This window comes from Streptomyces sp. NPDC055140, assembly GCF_053607285.1.
Genome location: NZ_JBSGTG010000034.1, coordinates 17,142 through 38,492 on the forward strand (window position 1 = coordinate 17,142; position 21,351 = coordinate 38,492).

Here is a 21,351-nt window from a genome sequence, read left to right on the forward strand (position 1 = left end):
TCAGCCGCCGAGGTCCACGTTGTCGACCTTGCTGCTGGCCCGGTTGCCGAGCGCCACGAGGGCGGCCACGATCGTGATCGCGATGCCGATGCCGGCCACCCAAAGGATCACGGTGACGATCGGGTTGTCGCCGCGATCCCCACGCTCGTTGATCTCCTCGCGTGCCTCCTTGATCCGGCGGCTGACAGCAGCGGGAAGGTGGGCGAGCAGCATGCTCGCCTTCAAGAACCGGTCAGACACGGGTATGCGTCCTTTCACATCGATTGGTTGAAGGCGTTCAGCACGACGGGGAACGCCATAGCGGCCAGGACCAGGACACACAGCACACCCAACGGCGCCTGCATCTTCTCGGTGTCCGCATTGGCCGCTGCGGCTTCGGCGTTGAGCTGCTCGGTCCGCAGGCTCGCAGCACGGTGCCGCACGGTGTCGTAGACGGACGCGCCCTCCTGGGAGGACATCTGCACAAAGTCGGCGACGTCGGAGAGCACAGGAACGTCGAGGAGTTCGCCCAGGGCTTTCAGCGCGGCCCACTGCGAGGTGCGCTCCACCCGGGCACGCATCAGGGCATCCCGGATACGCAGGAAGACCCATCCGCGGCCGGCATTCGCTGCCTGCTCCAAAGCGGACTCGATCGCGATTCCGGCGGCCAGACGCAGGGCGACCAGTTCCAGGTACACGGCGATTGCGTGCGCGCACTCGGCGCGGGCCTTCGCCGCGTCCCGGCGCAGCGTCAGATCGGGGGCGAACCAGCACGCGGCAGCGAGGACCAGGCCCACGATGCCGGGCGCATACAGCGGCACGCTGATCCCCAGGAAGGTCCACGCTCCGATGAACAGGGACGGGGCGAACAGGCCGAACAGCGCCAGCAGCGTCTTGTTCAGCAAGAACTCTTCGGCGCTCTGTCCGAGCAGGTCAAGGTCCTTGCGCGGCAGGGTGATGGGCAGCCGCTTCACGAGCCACTGCCCGGCCTGGACCTGCCGTGTCGCGGCCCCGGGCGCCACCTGTGCGTGCTGCGGCGCTGCCGGCGTGGGATTGAGTCGCTCCAGAGCGGGACCCAGCTTCGGGGCCGCGGGCAGGAGTTCATTGACCAGCAGGGCCACACCGGCGCCGCCGACGCCGCCAGAAAGAACGACCGCAGTCAGTGTGTTCACCACGCCCCCACCGTGTTGGCCGCCGCGTCAGGGTGGCGATCCGTCTTCACCGGGCTGCGCGGGTCAGGGACCAGCACGCGCGCCGTGCGGCCGCGGGTGGCATAGCTGCGCACCCACACCAGGGTCACCACGAAACCCGCCGCCAGCAGCGCGAGCACCAGCTGGCCCATGAGCGTGGCGTAGACGCCGGTGACCTGCGGCACGGTGAAGCCGAGCGCCACGATCCCCAGCGTGATGACCGTCAGGGTGCGCACGGTCGTGCGGACTTTCTGCCGGTCGGACTCGATCCCCTGGCGCATCTTGACCTCCTCACGCACGGACGCGGCGAGGTCCTCCATAGCCTGCGCCAGCCCAGGGCCCGGGTCTTGCGCTGCCAGGATGAGAGCGGAGCAGACCTTGTCGCCGGTGACGTCGTCGAACCTGTGGGCGAAGTCCGCGAGGGCTTCGTGAGTGGGCCACTGTGCCTGGACCTTGTCCGCGAGCTCGGCGACCTCGTCGGCCAACGCGGCTGGCGCGTGCTTGCGGGAGGCGATCAGTGCCTTCTCCAGGGCGTTACCGAGCCGCACCATCTCCGACAGACGCTGCGCCCAGTCACCGAGGGCGTCCCGGCGAGCGATCTGCATCTTGGTCATCGCCGGGCCGGACAGCAGCCACGGCCCGCCGACGATCACGGCACCCACGATGATCCCGGCCGTCACCACGCCGGTGATCAGCCACACCACCAGCAACGCCACCACGGCGACGCCGATCAGGACGCGGCGCTGCGCGGCGTACTTGCGGGCCATCATGCCGCGCTCGCCCTTCCACGGCAGGCCACGCTTCGGCGCCGTCGTCCCGATCAGTGCAGCGACGGCGAGCACCAGGCCCAGGCCCAGCAACGTGCCATTGGCCACCCACCACAATGAAGTGATCACATCGGCCTCCGGCTGAGATAGGCCAGCGCCTGATCCGACAGGAGACTGGACGTCATACCCGCCCGCTCCAGACGGCGGCGCTTGACGTGGCTCAGCGCTCCCTTGGGCACAGCCGGTCCATCGATGCCATCTGCCGGGCCGAAGATCTCGTTGTGAGCCGGCCGCCCGTCGTGAGCGATCCCCGTGATCTCCCAAATGTGGGAGAGGTAGCGGCGCGGAGCCTCGCCACTGTCGTCGACCGAGAGGAACGCGACCAGGTGCAGTCCGTTCGCGATCTGCCGATAGGCCAGTTCCGGCGTGAAGTTGGCCTGCGCCAGCAGATACAGCTCGGCGATCCGGTCGAAGACCGCACCGGGCTCGGAGGCGTGGATCGTGCACATGTTGCCCGGCCGGTCACTGGTCATCGCCTGCATCATGGCCGTGATCTCCGGTCCGCGGACCTCGCCCACCACCACCCGCGACAGCGACATGCGCTTGGCCCGCAGCATCAGATCCATCAGCGTGATCTCACCCGCCGCCGCTCCGCCGATGCGCTCACCGTTGGACTGGCGGGCCTCCATGGGCACCACATGCTCGTGATACGCCGGATCGGCCAGTCCCTCGAACGTCGTCTCCAGCGTGCCGAACCGCTCGGTGGGCCGGATCTCCCTCAACAACGCGCGCAGCATCGTCGTCTTGCCCGACGCCTGCTCCCCGGCCACCATGACGTTGAACCGGCCCCGCACCGCGGCCGCCAACAGATCCGCCGCGTCCTCACCGAGCATGCCCAGCCCGACCAGCTTGCCGAGGTCCACATCCAGGTAGCGGTGACGGCGGATCGTCACATGCGTGCTCCCGCCCGTGATGTCCGGGCCCAGTGCCTGCAGACGCGACCCGTCCGGCAGCCGCAGCTCCACATCAGGGCTGTACGTGGAGAACGTCCGCCCGCCCTGCCCGGAGGCACGGATCAAATCCCGCACCGTCTCCTGCAGTTCCTCCTCCGAGTCCGCCACCCGTGCCACACGGACCGGGTCCCGCTGCCCGCTGTACTTCAGGAAGACCCGCTCGAACCCCTCGATCCAGATGTCCTCCACCAGCTCGCTGTCGAGGTAACGCTGCAGCCGCCCGGCACGGAAGCACATGTCGAACGCGAGCCCCGCGAGCTCCTGCTCCGCGCCCTGACTGACCGCGCCCCCGGTGGACAGCCCTTGCGTGTCCGACCAGATCGCCACCTGCTCGTTGATCAGGTGACGGCCCCGCTGCTCCTTGGCCTGCTGCGACAGCGGCGTCCGGCTGCTGCTCTCCTTACGCAGCCGCTCCAGCACAAGCTTCTTGATCTCCTGAGCTGCCCGGTAGTCCACCGCCTGCGCGGCGTCGGACGCGGCCCGAACGGGAGCGACACTGACGCTGCGATGTGCAAGAGGGCCGTATCCCGGATGCGAGCCGTTGGCGGGCGCGCTGCCGGGTGGGCCCTGCTGCGGGGAGCGCCGGGGCGGGGGAGGGCCGTTGTAGACGGGTTCAGCGCGCACTGCGCACCTCCGCGAGCCGCTGCTGCGTCGGCGAGTACAACCGTGAGCGCCGCGACGCCACCTGCTGCCTCATGGGCGTGCACGCATCCCGGGCCGCCTTCATCAACGGGCTCTTGGCGAACTTGCGGTCCTGCCGAGCACCGTCGGAGAGGACCGCCGCCTCAACCGGCCGGTGAGGCAGCGTCGCGATCACGCGAGTCTCGAGCTGGTCCTCAACCTCCCGCTGACCGTAGGCGCCCTCAGTGATGAGCAGAACGGCCAATGAAGGAGCGGGGCGGCCCTGGTCGCTTTCCAGCACGTGGCGCAGCATCGCGATCCGGCCCTTGGCCGCGTTCACGCTGCGCAGGGTGCCGCGCACGACCAGCAGCACCAGGTCGGCGCGCTGCGCGAGCACCCGGGAAGGGCCATAGGCACCGTTGCGGCCGAGATCGACGATGACGTCATGGGCATGCGTGGGCATCCGGTCGATCCCCACGAACAGCTCGGCCAACTGCGACCACTCAGGCGCCAGACTCGCGGCCTGCGACGGCTCCGTCAGACCTGGCAGCAGCACATGCCGGCCGTCACTGTGCCCGTTGTCGTCCGACAGACGGACCAGTTGGGTCCAGAACGCCTCCCGCAGCGATTGCTCACCTCGCAGCGACACCGACAGGTTCCGCAGACTCACATCCGCGGCCAGGCTTCCCTGCAGTGCGCCGGACAGCACCGCACCGCCGTCGGGATCACACTCGGCGACCAGCATCCGCCGGTCCCCTTCCAACGGCCAACTCCGCTGCAAGGTCAGCGCGGTGGTCGTGACACCAGGTGCACCAGGCAGCCCGGCCAGCGCGATGACCGCCATCAGTCGCCCGCCCCGTTCACGGCAAGCGCCACGTCCCCGCCCGCCGCCTGAGCGGCCAGCTGCGGGCCCTGCGCCTTGCCTACAGCGACATCCACGACCCGCTCACCGGTCGACTCACGGGTGGCGCCCACACGTACCACGCGCGCCTGCACGGATTCGGGCCCGTTTGCGTTCTTCGCGGTGTCCGCTGACGGGTCCTCGCTGGTGAACACCAACTGCACCGTGTCACCCGGCCGCAGGGGCGAATCCGGCAGCTGTCCCGGCTTCAATGCAATCCCGACGAGCTGCTCGCCAGCATTCACCAGCGTTTTGCGGGTCACCTGCCTCGGGTGCAGCAGCGCACCGGACTGCAGTGTGGACACGGCTCGCATGCCGACAACGTCGTCGCGCTGCTGGACGCCGATGACCTTCATCGACGGGTCCAGGGCGACGGAGGCCTCCCGCAGATCACCGTCCTTGATGACACTGCCGGCCGGGACGTCACGGGCCAGTTCCAGCACCGGCTGACGCTGCCCGTTCTGCGTCCAGTACCAGTAATTGCCTACCGCGCACGCAGCGATGCACGCGACCGCGACCGCCAGCATTCCCGGCCGGCGCCGACGCGACTGCCACTTCGCCTGCGCACCCACCGGGGGAGCGGCCATGGGGGCAGCCTGTGCGGCTCCCGAAGAGGCCTGCGCGGACACATCCGTCCTGCTCACAAAGCTCACCTTTCCTTGCGGCCCGCAGCGTCAGCTGCCCACGGCCTGCAGCTCGCCCATGGTGAACGCCACATCGGTCTCACGCGTGGTGAGGATCTGCCCCTGCTCGCCGGTGCTCGCCTCCCACGTCACGTCCCAGTACGCGGTCGCCGACACGTGGTACTTCGTGCCCGGCTCCTGCGTGGACGGTTCCTGGTAGGTGTGGCCGCAGTCTGGTGACTCGATGCCGTTATGCGTGTTTTTGAACGGCGTGCCCGCGCCCTCGCAGATGACCTTCTCGCCGTCACCCATGCTCCAGGCGATCTTTGACACCTTGGCCGTCGCCGTGACCGATACCCCGCCGGCCGACGCGGTCGCCGTGTTCGGCCCGAACGTCGTCGCACTCGGGGTCACCCACAGCCACATCGGGATCCCGACGACGTACTTGGCGTTCGCCCGTGGGCTGGCCACCTTCGGCCCGAGCAGCTTCATGGAATCCACGGCCTGCTGCGCCACCACAGCTGGATCGACTGTCGGCCCGGCCGCGCCTGGGGCCCCCGCAAAGTGGGTGGTCACGCCGTCAGGGCAGGTGCGCTCGTAAGCCACCTTTCCTTCGCCCGGATACCAGAAGGCGCCAGGATCCGGCTGCGGATCCATGCGCTGGACCTTGCACTTCGGGGCCTTGCCACCCTTCTTGGCTCCGGCCGGCCGCCCCTTGGAGGGGCCCCCGGAGGACGAGCCTCCCGGAGTTCCTGAGCTGCCTGCGCTCACGCAGAATTGTTTGGACGCGCACCAGCCGTGCGTCGTGCCGCCGTCGGCGGCAGCGACGCCGCAGGTGAGGGAGAGTGCTCCGGCAGCAAGGGGCGCGACCCAGCGATTGCGCCTCAGCATTTCTGCTCCTCCTGCGTCGCGCGGACGATCACCCAGTGCCCGTCCCACTTCTCCGCAATCACCTTGCTCGTGTGGCGCAGGAGACGTTCCTTGGGGAGCTGTACCTCCTTGCCGTTCGACTTCTTCACCAGCTTCCACCTGGTGATGTCCACGCAGTCCGTGAACTTGGACCGCGGGACCTTGCGGCTGTCGTCGACGGCGCCGTACTTCGGCGACAGCGACGGCTTTCCCGTGGCCACGTACCCCTGCTGCTTCAGCGCGGCCAGGTCGTTTTTGGTGTCGAGTAGTGCCTCGGCCACCGCATACTTCTTGATATCCGTTCCGTCGATGCTGCCCTTGGCGTACGCGGCGACGTTGGCCTTCCAGTACCCCTCATACGCACGCTGGACCGCGGCGGCCTCTCCCGTAGCGGACGGGGACGGGCTCGGGCTGGGAGTGCTCGACGCCTTGGGTGATGTCGGCGGATCGGACGGGCCGAGCGTGGCCTCGGGGCCCTTGCTGTCTGTGCTGGTGCATCCGGTGAGCGCACCGGCGGTAAGCGCTGCTACGGAAAGCGCGGCACAGATTGAGCGTCCGCTTTTCCACCTGTGAATGCTGGAATATGCCTGGCGTCGTGCTGGTCGGTGCATGACGTCTCCCCGTTGTGGTGCTGTGCCGGACACCTTGGCCGCGGGATTTGGGTGTCTCCCGTGGGGTTGGTGGTGTTGGTGGAGCTGGGGTGATTCTGTTGAGTGACGGAAGACTACTTGTGGGTAAGCGCGTGTGCACCCCTCAACTCGTGTGGCGCATACCGTTCATTGGGAAATATCGGTCACAACTAGCCTGCGTATTCGGCAAGTTGGCGCAATATCGTGGTTACTTCTGCGAAGGGTGGGGCCGGGGCTGCTGATCGGAGGCGCGGGTTCCGTGGCGAGGCGGTTTCACAGCTGGGTCCAGGGCCGGGGTGTGGTGTCTGTGGTGAGGGCGTGCCAGGCGGGGGTGTGGACTGCGTGGGCTTCCAGGTCTTCGTGTACGGCGGCGCCGAGGGGGACGTCGCGGGCGAGTGCGGCGACTGTGGGGTGTTCACCGGCCATGGCGCGCACGTCGTCGATGCGGTGGGCGAGGGCGGTGGGGTCGGCGCCGGTGAGGATGTGTAGGAAGAGCGGGTACCAGCGCAGCCGTGCCGGTCCGCCCAGTAGGCACCCGACATCCGGGCCTGGGCGTCTCCCGGGTCTTCGCGAGCTCATAGCTGGGTCCATGGCCGCTGTCCCTCACTACCGCGCAAGCAGTGCCAGACGGGGGCGTCGACTCCCAGGGTTTCGATGTCTTCCAGGACGGCAGCGCCGAGGGGGACGTCGCGGGCGAGCGCGGCGACCGTGGGGTGTTCGCGGGCCATGGCGCGCAGGTCGTCGATGCGGTTGCCGAGTGCGGTGGGGCCGGCTCCGGTGAGGATGAACAGGATGCGGGGGAAGGCGGGGTACCAGCGCAGCCACGCGGGGCCGCCCAGTGCGTCGGTGCGTGAGCGCCGTGTCCCCGCGGCGTGTGGTTCGTAGATGCGGAACCGGGCGTACTCGATGAGTTTGGCGGCCAGGCGTTCGCTGCTCATGGTGGCCCGGTCGACCTCGACGAACGCACGGAACTTGATGCGCTGCCCGTCGTCGGTGTGGTGGGTGTAGTGCATGAGGGCATCGGCGATGACGCGTTCGCCGTCGCCGAGGTTGTGGGCTACTTCGGGCGTCCAGTCCCATGGCCCGTGCTCGTCACCGCGCCGGTGGGCGGAGACAGCGAACGCGGCGTGCGCGCGCACCACGGCCAGCGTGTGCGCGGTCCGCAGCGACGCGGCACTCGCGCTCGTGATCGGATACGCCGGCCGGTCCCTCAGCTGCGGCAGATGCCGGGTGAGTTCGGCCCCGCGTTCGGTGAGGAACCAGGCCCGCGTGCCGTGCGAGGCGGGCAGCACGACGAAGTCGGCGGCTTCTTCGCGCCGCAGCCTCGACAGCGCGCGGGAGAGCTGTTCACGGCGGCGTCCGGGCAGGAGCACGGCGTGCAGAAGGCTGTTGGTGACGATGCGATGCTGAGCGATCATCCCCAGGACCTGATGGGCGAGACCCTCGCTGTAGCTGGGCACGAAGCCGGCCGACTCGGATGCGGCGCGGCCGCTGGAGGCGGGGCTGGTCAAGAGCGGTATCCCTTCGCAAGACTGGTGGGTGAAGCCTGGGCGGGCGTGCAGCTGCTCAGGAAGCTGCGGACGCGGTCGATCTGCGCAGACGCGCTTGCGGTCTGCGCGTCCAGCGCCTGGGCGCCCGAGGCACGGTGAGCACGGTTGACGAGTGCGGTCACCGCCTTGGGGTGGGCGAGGTCTTTGAAGTCGTCATCGAGGTGCGGACCGTGCAGATGGAGCGGGCCGACGCGCCGGCCTTCGACGGTGAACGACGCGTAGTGCTGGTACCGGGGGAGGGCCACGACCTGTTCGGGGCCGGGCCGATCGCCCCATTCGGCGGTGATCGCGGAGACGACCTTGTGTGAGCCGGTGGTGGTGGCCAGCGTGGAGGAGTTCTGCAGCAGGGCGTCCCGCACGGGCTGGGGCAGGCGTCCCAGGGCCTGGGTCATGCCGTGGATGCGGACCTGGAACTTGCGCAGGTCCTCGAACATGGCGGCCAGGCTCTCGGGTGCACTGCCTGCGATCGTGATGAGTTCGTCGAGGAAGGCGCGGAAGGGGAGACGCTGATCGGGCGGCATGTCGCGCCGGGAGCGGCCGGCCCGCAGGAGTTCGTGTGCGATCAGGGAGGAGACGAGCCGGTCGGTGGGCCCGTTCCCGGCGGTGCACACCCACAGCACTCGCCGTGTGTCCATGGCCCGGCGCAGGTCGAGGCGGGATTCCGGCTGGCCCAGAAAGGCGTAGTAGACAGGGTTGTCGGCGAGGCGCGCCAGAGGGTTGAGGATGATCCCGAACGCGTCCAGGGCCAGGGTCGGGAACACCGTGCGCCACCACGACAGGGATTCCTCCCCGATGTGCCCGGACACGGCAGCCAGGGCCTCTGCGCGGAATGCACTGTCGGTCAGCAGCGAACGGATGTGGAACACCGTCGTCTGCGCCTGGGGCTGCGGCTGCGCGGCGTGGACGGCGAGTTCGTTGACGGCCGCGAGGACCTGCACACACGCGGTCAAAATCGTGATGCCGCGCGGAGTGCTCGAGTCGTCCCAGTTCATGCCTGCGGCCAGACCGTCGACGACAGCTGCCACCACCTCGTGCCGGGCGCGGCCGCCGCGCATGTCCAGCAGATTCCACGCGCCGACGGGCCCCTTGGCGCCGGTGGGGTTGAGGTCGATGAGCTGGATGCGGGACATCAGCATCGGGTGCGCCAGGTAGGGGGCGGCCCGCTCCCACGAGTCGCGGTGGGGGTCCACATACAGCAGGCCTGCCCCGGTGTGCGCGAGCGCGATGGCCTGGGCCAGAGCCCGCTCCGTCTTACCGCCGCCCGCCTTGCCCACCCCCGTCTCGAACAGCGTCTCCGCCTCAAAGGTGGCCACCAGCCTGCGTGCGCCGCCGGGTTCGACGACCACGCCCTGCAGGAGCAGCTGGGGGTTGCCGTGCTCGAACGTCGGCAGCTGGGAGGGAAGGATCGGCAGCCGGCAGTGCACGGTGGGCGGCTTGAGCAGCCCCGCAAGCTCGCAAAGGCGCGCCAGGTTCGCCTTGGGCGGCCGGCACTGACCGCTGTCCCACCGGCGCTGCCAGCCCGCCTTGCGGGGCCACTGGTCGGGACCCCACCACCACGCCAGAAACCGCATCCCGCGCGGCGCGAGGCGCGCCTCGTGAGCGAACACCTGAAAGCCGCCCTGCAGTTGGGACAGCAGGGCACGCGCACGCCCCTCCTTGTCCGAGGCGCACCGGATCAAAATCTGTACGCGGGCCAGCGCGGTGTCCGCGGCCAGCTTGCCCAGCGCCTTGTCCCGGTCGACGCGCCGTGCCTGCGGCACGATCAGCGGGGCGGCCTGCCCGCGGCGCCCCTGCGCGAGGGCGCGCAGCGAATCGGCGGCCGCGGCGACGTCCTGGCGCATCCACCGACTCGCGGCGCGCGCCTCGCGGTGTTCCACCCCACGCGCCCGCTGGATCATCTGCAGGCGCTGCATCCGCAACGCAAGACGAGGCGCAGGCTGCAGGTCGATGCACACCTCGACCAGGTCACCGAGCTCGGTCTTGAGCGCGCTGACCGCGTCCACGATGGGCTGCAGCGGATCCGGCTCGAGCGGTACCTCGCGCAGATAGGCGGCAGGGTTGCCGCGCAGCACCATCTCCCCACGAACCTCGAAATCCCGGCCGTCATCCCGCACTTCCCCATCCGGGTCCGGCACGGTGATGCTCACGCCCTCGCCGAAGGCGCTGGTGCACAGGAATTTCGCCGCCCCCGGCGGGCCCTCCAACCGGTAGGACAGCGGATGGGCCTCGTCCGACCGTAGGCGGATGCGCACGGAGCGGGACCGTTTGGGCGCCCACCACGGCAACGCGTTCGCGGCTTGCAGCAGTTTGAGGCCCTGCCGCAGTACCCGCTCCTCATCCGGATTGAAGTACGGGGCCGGTTCCATGGTGAGCACGCACCGCTCCTGTGAGGCCTTCGCCCCCGTCCGGCGGGTCACCCACTGCCAGCCCGCGCATGCGAGGCCGGCGACGGCGAGCGGCACATACCAGTGGAGCATCAGCCACCACGACACATGGACCAGCGTGAACGCGGCGTCGGCGAGGCCCGGCATGGCCAGGGGGGTCATCGTGAGGTGGGCGGAAGCGGTGTCCATGCGGCATCTCCTTGGCTGTGGCGGAAGGTGAGGTCAGCGAGGCGGCCGTCGGTGTAGGTGCCGCCACGGTCGGCTCCGGCCCACACCAGATGCACGACCGCCCGGCCTGGCGTGGTGGTGTCCTTGCGGGCGATGGCGGCCTGGATCCGCACCCGGCTGAAGGCGGGCGCGACCACCGGCCCGCCGCGTGCGGGAAAGGCGGTGGGGAAGCGGCCGCGGCCCACGCCGGTGACGTCCGCGATCAGCACGGCGCGAGCCACCGCCACCAGGTCGGCGGCCTGTCGCTTTGGGAGGTCGGCCGGCCAGGAGCGCTCCAGCACCTCCTGGATCTGCCGGTCCCCGGCCCTGCCCTCACCGCGCGGCGCCAACTCAACCGCCGCCGCACTCTTCGCTGCCGGGGCGGTCCGCGCTAGCGGCGCGGAGGAACGCAGGCCCCTCGGCGCACGCCGCCCGCCCGGCGCGTCGTTGAAACCCCCGTTGGCCGCAGCGGAGTGCACTGCCCCTTTCGGGCGCGCGGTGTCATCCGCTCGCACCGCGGGAAGCAGGAGCATCACGCCGAGTGCGGTCAGCGCCACCGTCACCGCGAGCAGCAGCCACGGGCCGCCACGGCGCACCCCACTGTGTGCCGGAAGCTGGGTCACAGGAGTCTGGCCCCTCCCGCGTAGCCGGGCATGGCATCGACCGGGTCCTTGCGGACGAGGGTGCCGGGGCGGGCGGCGTTGACCATCTGTCCACCACCGAGATAGATCCCGACGTGATAGATCGTCGAATCCCGCCCGGGGGCATAGCCGAAGAACACCAAGTCGCCCGGCTGCAGCGCTCCTTGACCCGCGGAGGCGGGAATGCGCCGGCCTTGGCCGGCCTGCGCTGCCGCAGTGCGCGGCAGCCGGATCCCGGCCCGCGCGAACGCGTACATCGTCAGGCCCGAGCAGTCGAATCCCTTGATCCCTGCGCCGGACTTGCCGCTGGGCGAACAGCACGATCCGGTCGACGCACCGCCGGCGGTTCCACCGCCCCACGCATACGGCGCTCCCCGCTGCGAGAGAGCCGCCTCGATCACGGTGCGCGCCTTGCCGGTGACGCCCTTCAGACTCCCGCTGCCGCTGCCGCTGCCGCTGCCGCTGCCGCTGCCGCTGCCGCTGCCGCTGCCGCTGCCGCTGCCGCTGCCGCTGCCGCTGCCGCTGCCGCTGCCACTGCCACTGCCACTGGTACCGGCGGCAGCGCTGTACTGCCTGATCCAGCCGGTGACGCCTGCGACGTACTCGTTGCTGTGGTTGTACTGAAAGACCGCAGCCCGCAGCTGAGAGGCGGCAGCAAGGTTGCGGCCCTTCCCGCAGAGATACACGGCCGCGCCGAGCGCAGCATCATCCGCGTTGTGCGGGTCGCGGTCCCCGTCCTTGTTGGCGTCCTGCCCGGTTGATTCCCAGGTGGCGGGCATGAACTGGAAGGGGCCGACCGCGCGTTCACCCACAGCGGTGCCATCCCACTTCCCGCCGTCGGTATCGGTGAACACGCTGGTGTTACCGCCCGCGCCGGAGCCGTTGAGGAGCACCCCGTAGATCTTGGGCCGGATGTCGCCGTTGGAGGCGATGCCACGTCCTGAGGCGTGGTTGGACTCGGCCTTGGCGATCCCGGCCAGGACCGGCCAGCGCATCCCCCGGCACTTCGGCACCCTGGAACCGATCAGGTGCACGGCGTTCTTGTAGGCCTTGAGCATGCGCGGCGGGATGTCCGCGCTGCTGCCGGCCTCGGCGAGACCTGCGTCGGCGTTGTCCTGCTGGGACAGCAAGGCCAGTCGGTCGGCCGCGCCGGACAAGGGAGCCATGCAGCTCACGGTCAGGGCGAGAAGGAGACCGGAGACCAGGCCCCACTTGAGGAAGCGGCGTGAGCGCCGCTGCGGCTGGCGACTGTTCACCCGTCGTCACCGCCGTCCTGGCCCGTGTCATCAGCGGGGCGCTGGTTGCGGGCGTTGTTCTCCTGGATGCGGCGGAACATGTCCTGCGCGGCCTGCCGTGCGGCATCGGAGGAGCCGAGCCCACCGCTGGGCCGCCGCGGCGAGCCGGGCACGCGCCCTGTGTTGCCCGCCGGAGGCGGCTGGGGGGTGGACGGAGGAGTTGTGTGCGGGGGCTGCTGCGGCTGGGGCTGTGCCGGGGACGGCGCGCTCGGGCGCGGCCTGGGACCGGCGGTCCCAGGGCCGGAAGCTGCGGTCCCCGCGCCTCCCGAGGCGGGGCGAAGCCGGGGCCCGATGGCGCCGGGTCCGGACGGTGCAGTCACCGTGCTCCACGACGTGGCAGCAGTAGGGTTCGGGACGCTCGGGCCGGACGGGCCGGTGCGCCCGGAGGGTGCGGTCGCGGCGGCCGTCGCCCGTACAGGGCGTGCGGTGGTGCCGCTGGAGGTGCCGGTGATGCGGCCGCTGCTGGCCGAGGGCTGCCTCGACGGCTGCTGGAGCATGCTGCCCCAGGAGCGGCCGTCCTGGCGCAGCGTGTTGCTCCATACCTTCAGCTGCTGGCGGGTGTCGCTCGTGGCACGGGAGGCGCTGGCTTGGGTGGTGCGGGCGGTGACGGGCAGGCCCAGTGTCGCCCCGTAGAGCATGCGGCCGCCTTGGTGGGCGATGCGGTATCCCCTCAGGCGTACCAGGCGGTTGTGGGCGCGCGTCGACAAGAGCGTGCGGTCGGTTTTCTGGTCGTGCAGGACCTCGCCGGTGTCCGGGTCAATGATCTGCCCGTCGTCGTCGCGGTAGCGGTCCCGCGGCCCGCCCGCAGCTTTGTTGAGCCGGGCCGAAGATGCAGGGCTCTGCCCGGAGGACGTGGAGGGCTGCCCGCTGGCGCTTCCGTTGCCGTTGGCGCTGCCGTTGACGTCGTCCTCGGCCGTCGGCTTGCGAAGGGAGTTGAGCTTGGCTGCGCCCGGATTCTTCCCGACCAGGACTGTCCAGGCGCCGCCCGCGGTGAGGCGGGCCCCCAGGACGGCCGCACCGATCGGGGCGAGGCCGCGTGAGGCCTCGGCGTTCGCGTCGGTGAGCAGCCGTGCCGGATCGCCTGGCATTCCGGCCCCGTCGGTTGCGCCACCGAGTACGCCCTGCAGGAGGCCAGCGGTGCTGAGCCCTGTCCGGTCGTGGCCGCGCAGCGACCTGGAGGTGTAGTAGCTGCCTCCTACGCCGCTCATGGCGAGCGCGGCCCCCAGCTGGGAGTCGCCGGCCAGGTGGCTGCCGCCGATCTTTGCGTACCGCATGCGCAGCGTGAGGCGCTGGCTGAACGAGGTGATCACCATCAGGAGGCGGCGGTGGAAGGCGAGGCCGACAAGCGCCACGACATCGATGAGGAGGAGGCGCTCGGCCAGCAGGTCCGGGCCGTCGGTCAGGACGACGTCGATGGTGATCCCGACGGCCGGGATGAACGTGGCGACGGCGAGGATCGCGGCCATCGAAATCCCGAACAGGGCCAGCCATCTCCACACCGCTGACCTGCTCGGGCCGGGCAGCATGCCCCACACGAAGCACACCCCGCCGCTCGCTGCGGCCCCCGCGCACACCGCCGTGATCCCCACGAGGACCATGGCGGCTGACAGAAGCAGCGCACAGATCAGCAGGGCTGCGATGAACACCATGACGACGCCGGCGACGCGCCACCAGTTGGGCTGCTCCGCGTACTCGGCGCAGTCCTTGCCCACGGGTCCCGCGTTCCTCAGGTCCTTGAGGAACGCGGCGAATTCCTGGTCGCCCTTGGACAGGACCGGAGCGACCTCATCGAGGAGCTTGCCGCCCGGCGTCAGCTCCGGCAGTGTGTCCGGACCCTTGTCGCCTTGGTTGCGCTCGCACCACTTCCTGGCGTCGCCCAAGACCAGACCGCAGGGATCGTCCTTGCCCTCCTCCTTCGGGCCGTCGTTGGTGTCGTAACCGCCGGACACCCACATCAGGTGCACCCGGTAGGCCTTGCGGTCGGCCGGTTTGGCCGGGTCGAGGATCCGTCCGTATTCGAGCAACATGAAGGGCTTGACCACGAGGGCGTTGGTCACCGCGTCCTGGATCGGCTTCGCGATCTTCTGCGCCTCAGGGGTCTTGGCGTCCTGGGCGTCGTAGCACGTCTGATACGCAGGCCCGGACACGGTCGCGCACGGGTCATCCGAGGAGATCTTGCCGCCCCAGGAGTGCGCGTTGACGGTCGTCTGGGCGACCTCAGCTGCGGCCGACTGCGTCTGCAGGATCGGACCGTCCTTGCCGAGCAGGAAGTTCGGCGTGATGAACACCGACGCGGCCAAAGCGCCGATCACCAGCGTGAGGGCGATCTCACCGAACCCCTTCGCGTGCTTACCGCGCACCACCAGGACGAGACCGAACACGAACGCCCAGGCCAGCAGCATGCTTTTGAGGCCGAGATCATCGACAACCGTCTCGGTGTAGATCTCGGACAGACGCTGCGCCGGCTTCGTCAGCACCTTCAGCAACGGGAAGCGGTAGGCGACCTCGATGGCCCAGCACGCCAGCCCCACGAAAACCCGGACCACGGTGAACAAGCCGCTGAGGATCATGGCCTGCCAGTTGGACGTCAGAGAGAACACGCTGGCGCCCTGCGCCCCGAGTTCGTAGCCCTTGAGGGAGACGCCCTCGGAGGTGTCCAGCTCCAGCGGGGAAAGGAGCCCGCCCTGCGCACTCGCGCTGTTGGCCGCGTAGGCGACCGACGTGTTCACCGTGAGGAACACCGTCACCAGCAGCGCTATGAAGCCGGCGGCGCGCAGCGTGCCGCGATCCGGGCGCCACATCACAGCCCCCGATGACGGCGGTTGACGACGTACAGGGCCGCGATGCCGACTCCCAGGACCCCGAGCGGCCACGAGTCGGCCAGCGTGATCCTGTGGCTGGAGGACTGCGGGGCCGGGGCGCCCAGGCAGTAGCTGTGCGCGGGCCCCACGATCGCGTCACACACGTCGGGCTCGTTGGACGGTGTGGCGGCAGGTGCCTGCCCGTGTGCAGCGCCTTGAACGGGCGTGGTGACCGCGTCGGCGGGAGCGCTGGGCGAGGCAGCGAACGCGTTTCCGGTCTGCGGCCACCAGGCCGAAGGGACACCGGGCGCGGCGATGACGAAGACGATCGCGGCAATGAGCAGGGCGATCACGGTGCCGGTCCCGGTACAGGCGGCGAGCGCGCGGCGGCGCCCCCACAGACGGCTACTCACGCCGACGCCTCCTTGTTCACGCGTGGGGCGGCGGCCGCGGTGGCGCGGCTCTTGCCGGGGGTGGTGGTGATGTGGCGGGCGATGCGCTCCACGCCGGGGATATGGACCTTGATCCGGCCGGTGTTCTGCCGCGGTCCCGTCAGGAGGATCTCGCCGGCGCGTTCGGTGACACCGACGGGGGAGAGGTTGGTCGTCACCAGCCGCAGCAGGTCCTCGTCGCGGCCATCGAGACCAATAAAGTCCAGGCCGCGGCGGGCACGCTCACGATCCGTCGTACGGGCCAGGGCCTTGTAGGCGAACAGACCGCGGTCGGGACCGAGTTCCTTCTCGTCGTGGGACCCGGCGAACAGTCCGGCGTTGTGCTTGCGGCCGTCGTGCAGGATCTCGTGCACGAGCGCGGTGCCCTCGGCGGAGCTGGTCAGCCAGTACAGCTCGTCGGTGACCACGGCGCAGAACCGGGACGGGTCGGCGAACGCGGCCTGGCGTGCCATCGCCGCGATCAGATACAGCGCCGCGCGGCCGATCAGGGCCTCAAGGGGCTGCTGGTGGAGGATCTCCGGGTTCTCGAACGCCTGCTTCGGAGGGAGCGTCAGCCCTGCCGTCGTGATCACGATCAGATCGGCGGTGCTTGAACCGTTCAGGCGGGCGACCGGCAGAGCCGGGTCGAAGATCATGGCGGCGAGCGGGTTGCTGGTGACCAGGTTCAGCATCCCCGCCACCGACGCGGCCGCGTCACTGCGCTTGCCCGTTGCGGCCGCGGCCGTCTCGGCCAGAACAGAGACGACCTTGGCCATCGAGGCATCGGGCAGGCCCGCGGCCTGCTCGACCGCGTGGTGCAGGACTTCGCCCTGGACACTCATGGCGCCGATGCCGAGCTGCAGGGTCAGGTAGTTGAGCGCGTACTGGCGGCCCTCGGGTCCGGGGAACAGACGCAGTGGGTCAATGGACAACTCGGCTTGCGCGGCGTCGATGACCTGACACCGGCCCGGTGCCGCGCCGCGCGCGAAGGTGGCCCACTCGCGCACCGGGGTCCGGTCGATGCAGATCGCCCGCGCCCCACGGTCGACCACCGCGCCCTGCACGTTCTTCTGCAGCACGCTCTTGCCGCCGCCGAGATCCCCGACGACGGCGAGTGAGGCACTCGCGTCCTGCTTGGGTGCATCTGCCACGTTGACCATCACGGGGCGGGCGGTGCCGCAGTCCAGATCGAAGCCGAGCAGGATCCCGTTCGGATCCCCCACCTCACTGCGGGCGAAAGCGCCGGACATCGCCCAGTCCTCCGCGAGCTGGTGCTGGGTGAACTCCCGCACCGCGAGCGGGCGGACACTGCCCGGCAGCCCGAGCGTGAACAGCTCGTTCTGCAGGCCGACCGGCCGCACAACGCGGTAGTCGACACCGGCCAGCAGCTTCTCCAGCGCACGCGCCCGGGCATCACACAGGACGGAAGTCGGCGCCCACACGGTGAGTACCGTGACCGACTGCACCTCTACCTCGGCCGAGGTCCGCGCCAGGCGTGCGTCCATCTCGCCAAGGTCCCGGGCAGCCTCCGGGATGTCGCAGGGCAGACCGGTGGGGCGGGCGTCGTACTGGTCGACCTGGTCGACCAGCTCGGTGCGCTTGCGCTGGATCTTGCGCCGCGCCTCGGCGGCCTCCACCAGGGTGAGAGCGACGGTGAAGTCGACCGGGAAATCCAGGACGTCGAGCTGCGCGAACAGATCAGCGGCCTGCACGGACAGCGCGGGCGGGCATTCCGCCAGCACCAGATGCGCCTGATAGCCGGTTCCCTCCGGCGTCTCGACCTGCAGCCACCGGCGGCGGAGCGGCGACGTCGCCTCCTTCCACCACTGCCGGCCCGTCACCCTCGAAGAGCCGCCGCGCTTGAGGAACCCCCCGAACAGCGCGCGCCTGCCGCCACCTTCCGCCTGCGCGCTGCGCGGCGAGCCGCCTTCCTCGAGGCGGACCTGACGGAGGTCCGCGTAGCTGGGGGAGACCAGTAGTCCGTCCCGCACCCGCCCCGCATACAGCGCACTCGATGCCGCCTCGGACAGCAGGGGCTCACTGATCCCGCGGTGGAGCGCGTGCTGGATGAGCCAGACAATCTCGGCCGGACGAGCCGGCCTAAAGGGGACCGCTCCGGCCATCTGCGCCTCGATCTGCACGGCCTTCTCACAAGCCCGGGCCAGATCGGTGTCACTGACCGGCGACGGCTTCAGCCCGAGCGAGTCGGACAGTTCACCGAACGCACCGACCCCCAGGCCGCGGGGAACCATGCCCCGCCCGCCCTTGGCGCCACTGGAGAGAGGCACGGCCAGCCACAGGGTGCGGCGGTGCATCTCCTGCCCGTCCAGAACGTCGAGCGCGGCTTCGACATGCTCGACCCACGGACCCGCCTCCGGTATCAGCTCACCGGTCTCGTCGTCGTGGAGGCCTTCGAGCATGCGCCACGCGACCTCGGACGGGTCGACCTGTGCGCACACCCCGAACAGCCGCGGCTCACCTGACAGGGAACGCACCAGCTGCGTGATGCGCTGCAGCTGCTCCTCGCGGACCGCAGCCGGAAGGTAGGCGCCGGTGACGGCCTCGCTGCTGTGACCGGGCTCGTCCGTACCGGGGTGCAGGCGGTACATCGCCCACGTGTGGCCCTCGGCGGACCACAGGAGGTGCCCGGCGATGTGACGGATGGGAACACGCATCAGTTCTGCTCCTTCGCTGCGAGGAGAGCGGCCTGGACCGGGGAGAGGGGACGGCGAACGACGGCAGGCGCTGCGGGCTGCGGTCGTGCCGCACGGCGAGCGGCACGCCGCACGGGAGCGGCGGCGCGAGCTTCCCCGGCGACGGCCTGGTCCCGTGTGAGGGGCTGCAGGGTGAAGGTGCCGGTGAGCGTCTGAGCACGGCGGTCGCGGGCGGCGCGGCCACCGATTTGGCCACCCGTCGGCTGAACCAGGCGGGCACCCACACCGAGGGCTGCGCCCACCGGGGTTCGGCCGGCGACCTTGTGACGGCGGCACACGAAGAGCGCAGCCACCCACACGACGACCGGCACAGGACCCAGCAGCGACCACCAGTACGAGGCGCTGCGCACCAGGACCAGGCCGCCGATCGACATCACGCCGATCTGCACCGCGTTGAACGGACCGAAGGGGATCTTCCAGTCGGCGAACTTCCCGATCACCCACGGCAGACGACGCGCACTCGTATAGAACCGGACCGTACGCACCGGCTCGGCCGCGCTCACGACGCCACCCGACTCGGCCCGTGCGCAGTCACGGCCCCCGGCACGTAGGGCACATGGAGCTCGGCTGCTCCCTTGGCCGGGTTCTTGATCTCGTCCTCCACCTTGTCCGCCAGGTCCTGGCGGGCCTGGTAGATGCCCAGCGCGAGCACCATCAACAGCAGCGCTCCGACCCCGGCCTTGAGGCTGAACCGGGTGATCAGTACGTAGAGGACGATGAGGAGCAGCACGACGACCAGACCATTGGTGGCCCAGCCCTTGAACATGTCGATCCAGCTGTCGCCCAGGTCGTTGAGCTGCCCTGCGAGCACCATCGGGTGCAGCGTGGTCACTTCGCCTCACCCCCGCCCGAGGTGAGCGCGGAGATCTCCCAGCGCCCGCCACGCGCCGCCAGGGTGAGCTCGTAGGCCAGCGGCCACGCCCCGGACGTCGTGTGCGCGCTCACCCTCGCCGTCACGTGCACGCGAGTGCTGTCGGAAGCGACCTGTCCGGCGGCCGCCGCTTCCTCCCGCGCGGTGACCGTCTCGACGTCGACCTGATCGGCGACGGCCGGAGCGAGGGCACCCAGCGAAGTCCGCGGGGCGAGGTACCGGTCGACCTCGCCGCTGCCGGCAAGGTAGGCGGTCAGAAAGTCTCTAATGGTGTCGGTCAGCGGCCCGTCGGGCACCTCGACCCGGTACGCCGAGGGCGCACCCTTGGCAACGGCCGGCGCGGCCACGAGCGCAGGCGTGCCGGTGACAGCGACCGCGCCGCCGGACGCGGATGCGGTGACCGGCATAGCGAAGTAGCGGACACCGTCGGCGTACTGGGCCGCCACGGTCACCGACCACTGGCTCCCGCTGCGATGCACACTGCGCACCGCCGTCACCCTCTGCGGCGCCTTCGCACCGTCGGCCGGCTCAGGCAGAGCGACACCAGGAGCGAGCCGCAGCGCCCGCATCGCACTGGCGCTGTCGGGAGCGTCGGCATCGGAACGCAGCCAGGCATCGGCGAACTCGGCGACGTAGCCGGAAGGATCGGACGGCGCCACCGCCGCGGCGGCGCTCGAGGCCGGAGCCGGAGCGCCCTGAGTGACCACGGTCACCGGCGGCCGGGTCAGCGCCAGAGCAAGGGCGGCGGGCCCGGCCAGCAGGCAGACCCACACACCGGCCCGCCCCAGACGGATGATGCGGCGGGTCCGTTCGAGGTCGAGACCGGCCGCCGTCGGCGGCGCCTCGAGAGTGGGCGCTGGCATCTGCGATCTCCCATGGAGCGAGGGGAAGTGGTTGATGCCATGACCCAACCCGGCAGGGCGTACCGAAAGGCGTACCGGTCTGCGCAGACCGCAGTTGCGAGTGGGACACGATCCACCGGTACGCCCGTACCAGCTGCCGCAACCGCCCACAGGGAGCGCCCTTCCGCCCACCGTTCCGCAACGAAGGCCCGCACCGAGCGTGACAAGACGCCAACTGCGCAACGCACGACGGCCCGCTGCACAAGTGCGTCGAACGACTGCGCACCACAAGTGCGCACCCGCTGCGCACCCGGGCCCGGACCGGTTGGCTCGACCACTGCACAGCATCGGTGGGGAACCCGAACCAGCTGCGCAGTGCGCACCGCGCCCGAGTCGGTGCGCAGCGCGGCCTCGATACTGCGCACCGGGCCTGACGATCCGACAGGGGTGCGCACAACGTCGCGCGGGAGGCCGCGCACACCCTGGTACGCAAGCCTGCGCAGCCTCTCGCAACATCGGTACGGGCTGGCCGGCAGGGCGTACCGGCCTGCTCCCCACGCCACACAAAGCCGTACCCGCGCCCCAGGACGCGCTCGGTCAACAGACCTGTGACCTGGCCGGTCTGGCCATGCCAGTCGGACCGGTACGCCCAGACCGGCCGCCACCACAAGCCCGTACCGGTCGCGGGCCCGGTCCCAGGCACACGGCCGCGGGCAGTCTGTGCTCACCGCGATGAACACAGACTGCCCGACGTCTCAGCGCGCGCGTTGAAGATCGCATTGCGTACCAGCGCCCGCATGCGCAGTTACCTCGCCAGGACCCGCAGCCTGCTGCGCACCCTCACTACGCAGCCGGCTGCGCACCGCGGCCTACTCCTCGACTGCGCAACGACCGAGACGCCGTCTCGCCCCGCGGCCGGCCACTGCGCAGTCGCCTGCGCAGCCGTGAGTAGCGCGCCCGGTGACCGGTACGCCTGTACCGGC

At 70.2% G+C, this 21,351-nt stretch carries 19 protein-coding genes; all 19 read right to left on the bottom strand.

Annotated features, from left to right (window positions below):
* The 19 genes from ACWFR4_RS40255 to ACWFR4_RS40345 all read right to left on the bottom strand — a co-directional run bounded on the left by ACWFR4_RS40255 (position 1) and on the right by ACWFR4_RS40345 (position 20,389).
* Complete coding sequence (locus ACWFR4_RS40255; RefSeq protein WP_453656576.1) at positions 1–240, bottom strand: hypothetical protein; 240 nt, start codon at positions 238–240, stop codon at positions 1–3.
* A gap of 14 nt (positions 241–254) precedes the next feature.
* Positions 255–1,154: a hypothetical protein gene (locus ACWFR4_RS40260; RefSeq protein WP_453656577.1), complete on the bottom strand. Its 900-nt coding sequence runs from the start codon at positions 1,152–1,154 to the stop codon at positions 255–257.
* Entirely contained in the window at positions 1,148–2,044 is an 897-nt protein-coding gene (locus tag ACWFR4_RS40265) for a type II secretion system F family protein (RefSeq protein ID WP_453656578.1), read from the bottom strand. Before ACWFR4_RS40265 ends, ACWFR4_RS40260 begins: the two co-directional genes overlap by 7 nt.
* A 17-nt stretch (positions 2,045–2,061) precedes the next feature.
* On the bottom strand, positions 2,062–3,573 hold the full coding sequence (locus tag ACWFR4_RS40270) for a CpaF family protein (protein WP_453656579.1): 1,512 nt from the start codon (positions 3,571–3,573) through the stop codon (positions 2,062–2,064).
* A complete protein-coding gene (locus tag ACWFR4_RS40275; protein ID WP_453656580.1) occupies positions 3,563–4,414 on the bottom strand; it encodes a hypothetical protein in 852 nt (283 codons plus the stop codon). The genes ACWFR4_RS40270 and ACWFR4_RS40275 overlap by 11 nt, the downstream gene beginning before the upstream one ends.
* The gene (locus ACWFR4_RS40280; protein ID WP_453656581.1) at positions 4,414–5,058 is read right to left on the bottom strand and encodes an SAF domain-containing protein; all 645 of its coding nucleotides are present in this window, start codon (positions 5,056–5,058) and stop codon (positions 4,414–4,416) included. The genes ACWFR4_RS40275 and ACWFR4_RS40280 overlap by 1 nt, the downstream gene beginning before the upstream one ends.
* Positions 5,059–5,145: 87 nt before the next feature.
* Positions 5,146–5,751, bottom strand: a complete 606-nt coding sequence (locus ACWFR4_RS40285) for an ATP/GTP-binding protein (RefSeq protein WP_453656582.1) — start codon at positions 5,749–5,751, stop codon at positions 5,146–5,148.
* A 227-nt stretch (positions 5,752–5,978) separates the two neighbouring features.
* A complete protein-coding gene (locus tag ACWFR4_RS40290) occupies positions 5,979–6,284 on the bottom strand; it encodes a hypothetical protein (RefSeq protein ID WP_384683450.1) in 306 nt (101 codons plus the stop codon).
* A 621-nt stretch (positions 6,285–6,905) separates the two neighbouring features.
* On the bottom strand, positions 6,906–7,211 hold the full coding sequence (locus ACWFR4_RS40295; RefSeq protein WP_453656583.1) for a hypothetical protein: 306 nt from the start codon (positions 7,209–7,211) through the stop codon (positions 6,906–6,908).
* Positions 7,208–8,143: a replication-relaxation family protein gene (locus ACWFR4_RS40300; protein ID WP_453656584.1), complete on the bottom strand. Its 936-nt coding sequence runs from the start codon at positions 8,141–8,143 to the stop codon at positions 7,208–7,210. Before ACWFR4_RS40300 ends, ACWFR4_RS40295 begins: the two co-directional genes overlap by 4 nt.
* Positions 8,140–10,755, bottom strand: coding sequence for an ATP/GTP-binding protein (locus ACWFR4_RS40305; protein WP_453656585.1), 2,616 nt, complete (start codon positions 10,753–10,755; stop codon positions 8,140–8,142). Before ACWFR4_RS40305 ends, ACWFR4_RS40300 begins: the two co-directional genes overlap by 4 nt.
* On the bottom strand, positions 10,725–11,396 hold the full coding sequence (locus ACWFR4_RS40310; RefSeq protein WP_453656586.1) for a hypothetical protein: 672 nt from the start codon (positions 11,394–11,396) through the stop codon (positions 10,725–10,727). The genes ACWFR4_RS40305 and ACWFR4_RS40310 overlap by 31 nt, the downstream gene beginning before the upstream one ends.
* Positions 11,393–12,670 (bottom strand): C40 family peptidase, encoded by a 1,278-nt coding sequence (locus ACWFR4_RS40315; RefSeq protein WP_453656587.1) that lies wholly within the window; start codon positions 12,668–12,670, stop codon positions 11,393–11,395. Before ACWFR4_RS40315 ends, ACWFR4_RS40310 begins: the two co-directional genes overlap by 4 nt.
* Entirely contained in the window at positions 12,667–15,510 is a 2,844-nt protein-coding gene (locus tag ACWFR4_RS40320) for a hypothetical protein (RefSeq protein ID WP_453656588.1), read from the bottom strand. Before ACWFR4_RS40320 ends, ACWFR4_RS40315 begins: the two co-directional genes overlap by 4 nt.
* Positions 15,510–15,923, bottom strand: a complete 414-nt coding sequence (locus tag ACWFR4_RS40325) for a hypothetical protein (protein ID WP_453656589.1) — start codon at positions 15,921–15,923, stop codon at positions 15,510–15,512. The genes ACWFR4_RS40320 and ACWFR4_RS40325 overlap by 1 nt, the downstream gene beginning before the upstream one ends.
* Entirely contained in the window at positions 15,920–18,616 is a 2,697-nt protein-coding gene (locus ACWFR4_RS40330) for an ATP-binding protein (protein ID WP_453656590.1), read from the bottom strand. The genes ACWFR4_RS40325 and ACWFR4_RS40330 overlap by 4 nt, the downstream gene beginning before the upstream one ends.
* Positions 18,616–19,158: a hypothetical protein gene (locus ACWFR4_RS40335; protein ID WP_453656591.1), complete on the bottom strand. Its 543-nt coding sequence runs from the start codon at positions 19,156–19,158 to the stop codon at positions 18,616–18,618. Before ACWFR4_RS40335 ends, ACWFR4_RS40330 begins: the two co-directional genes overlap by 1 nt.
* On the bottom strand, positions 19,155–19,487 hold the full coding sequence (locus ACWFR4_RS40340) for a hypothetical protein (RefSeq protein WP_453656592.1): 333 nt from the start codon (positions 19,485–19,487) through the stop codon (positions 19,155–19,157). The genes ACWFR4_RS40335 and ACWFR4_RS40340 overlap by 4 nt, the downstream gene beginning before the upstream one ends.
* On the bottom strand, positions 19,484–20,389 hold the full coding sequence (locus tag ACWFR4_RS40345) for a conjugal transfer protein (protein WP_453656593.1): 906 nt from the start codon (positions 20,387–20,389) through the stop codon (positions 19,484–19,486). Before ACWFR4_RS40345 ends, ACWFR4_RS40340 begins: the two co-directional genes overlap by 4 nt.
* Between the last annotated feature and the right edge of the window lie 962 nt (positions 20,390–21,351).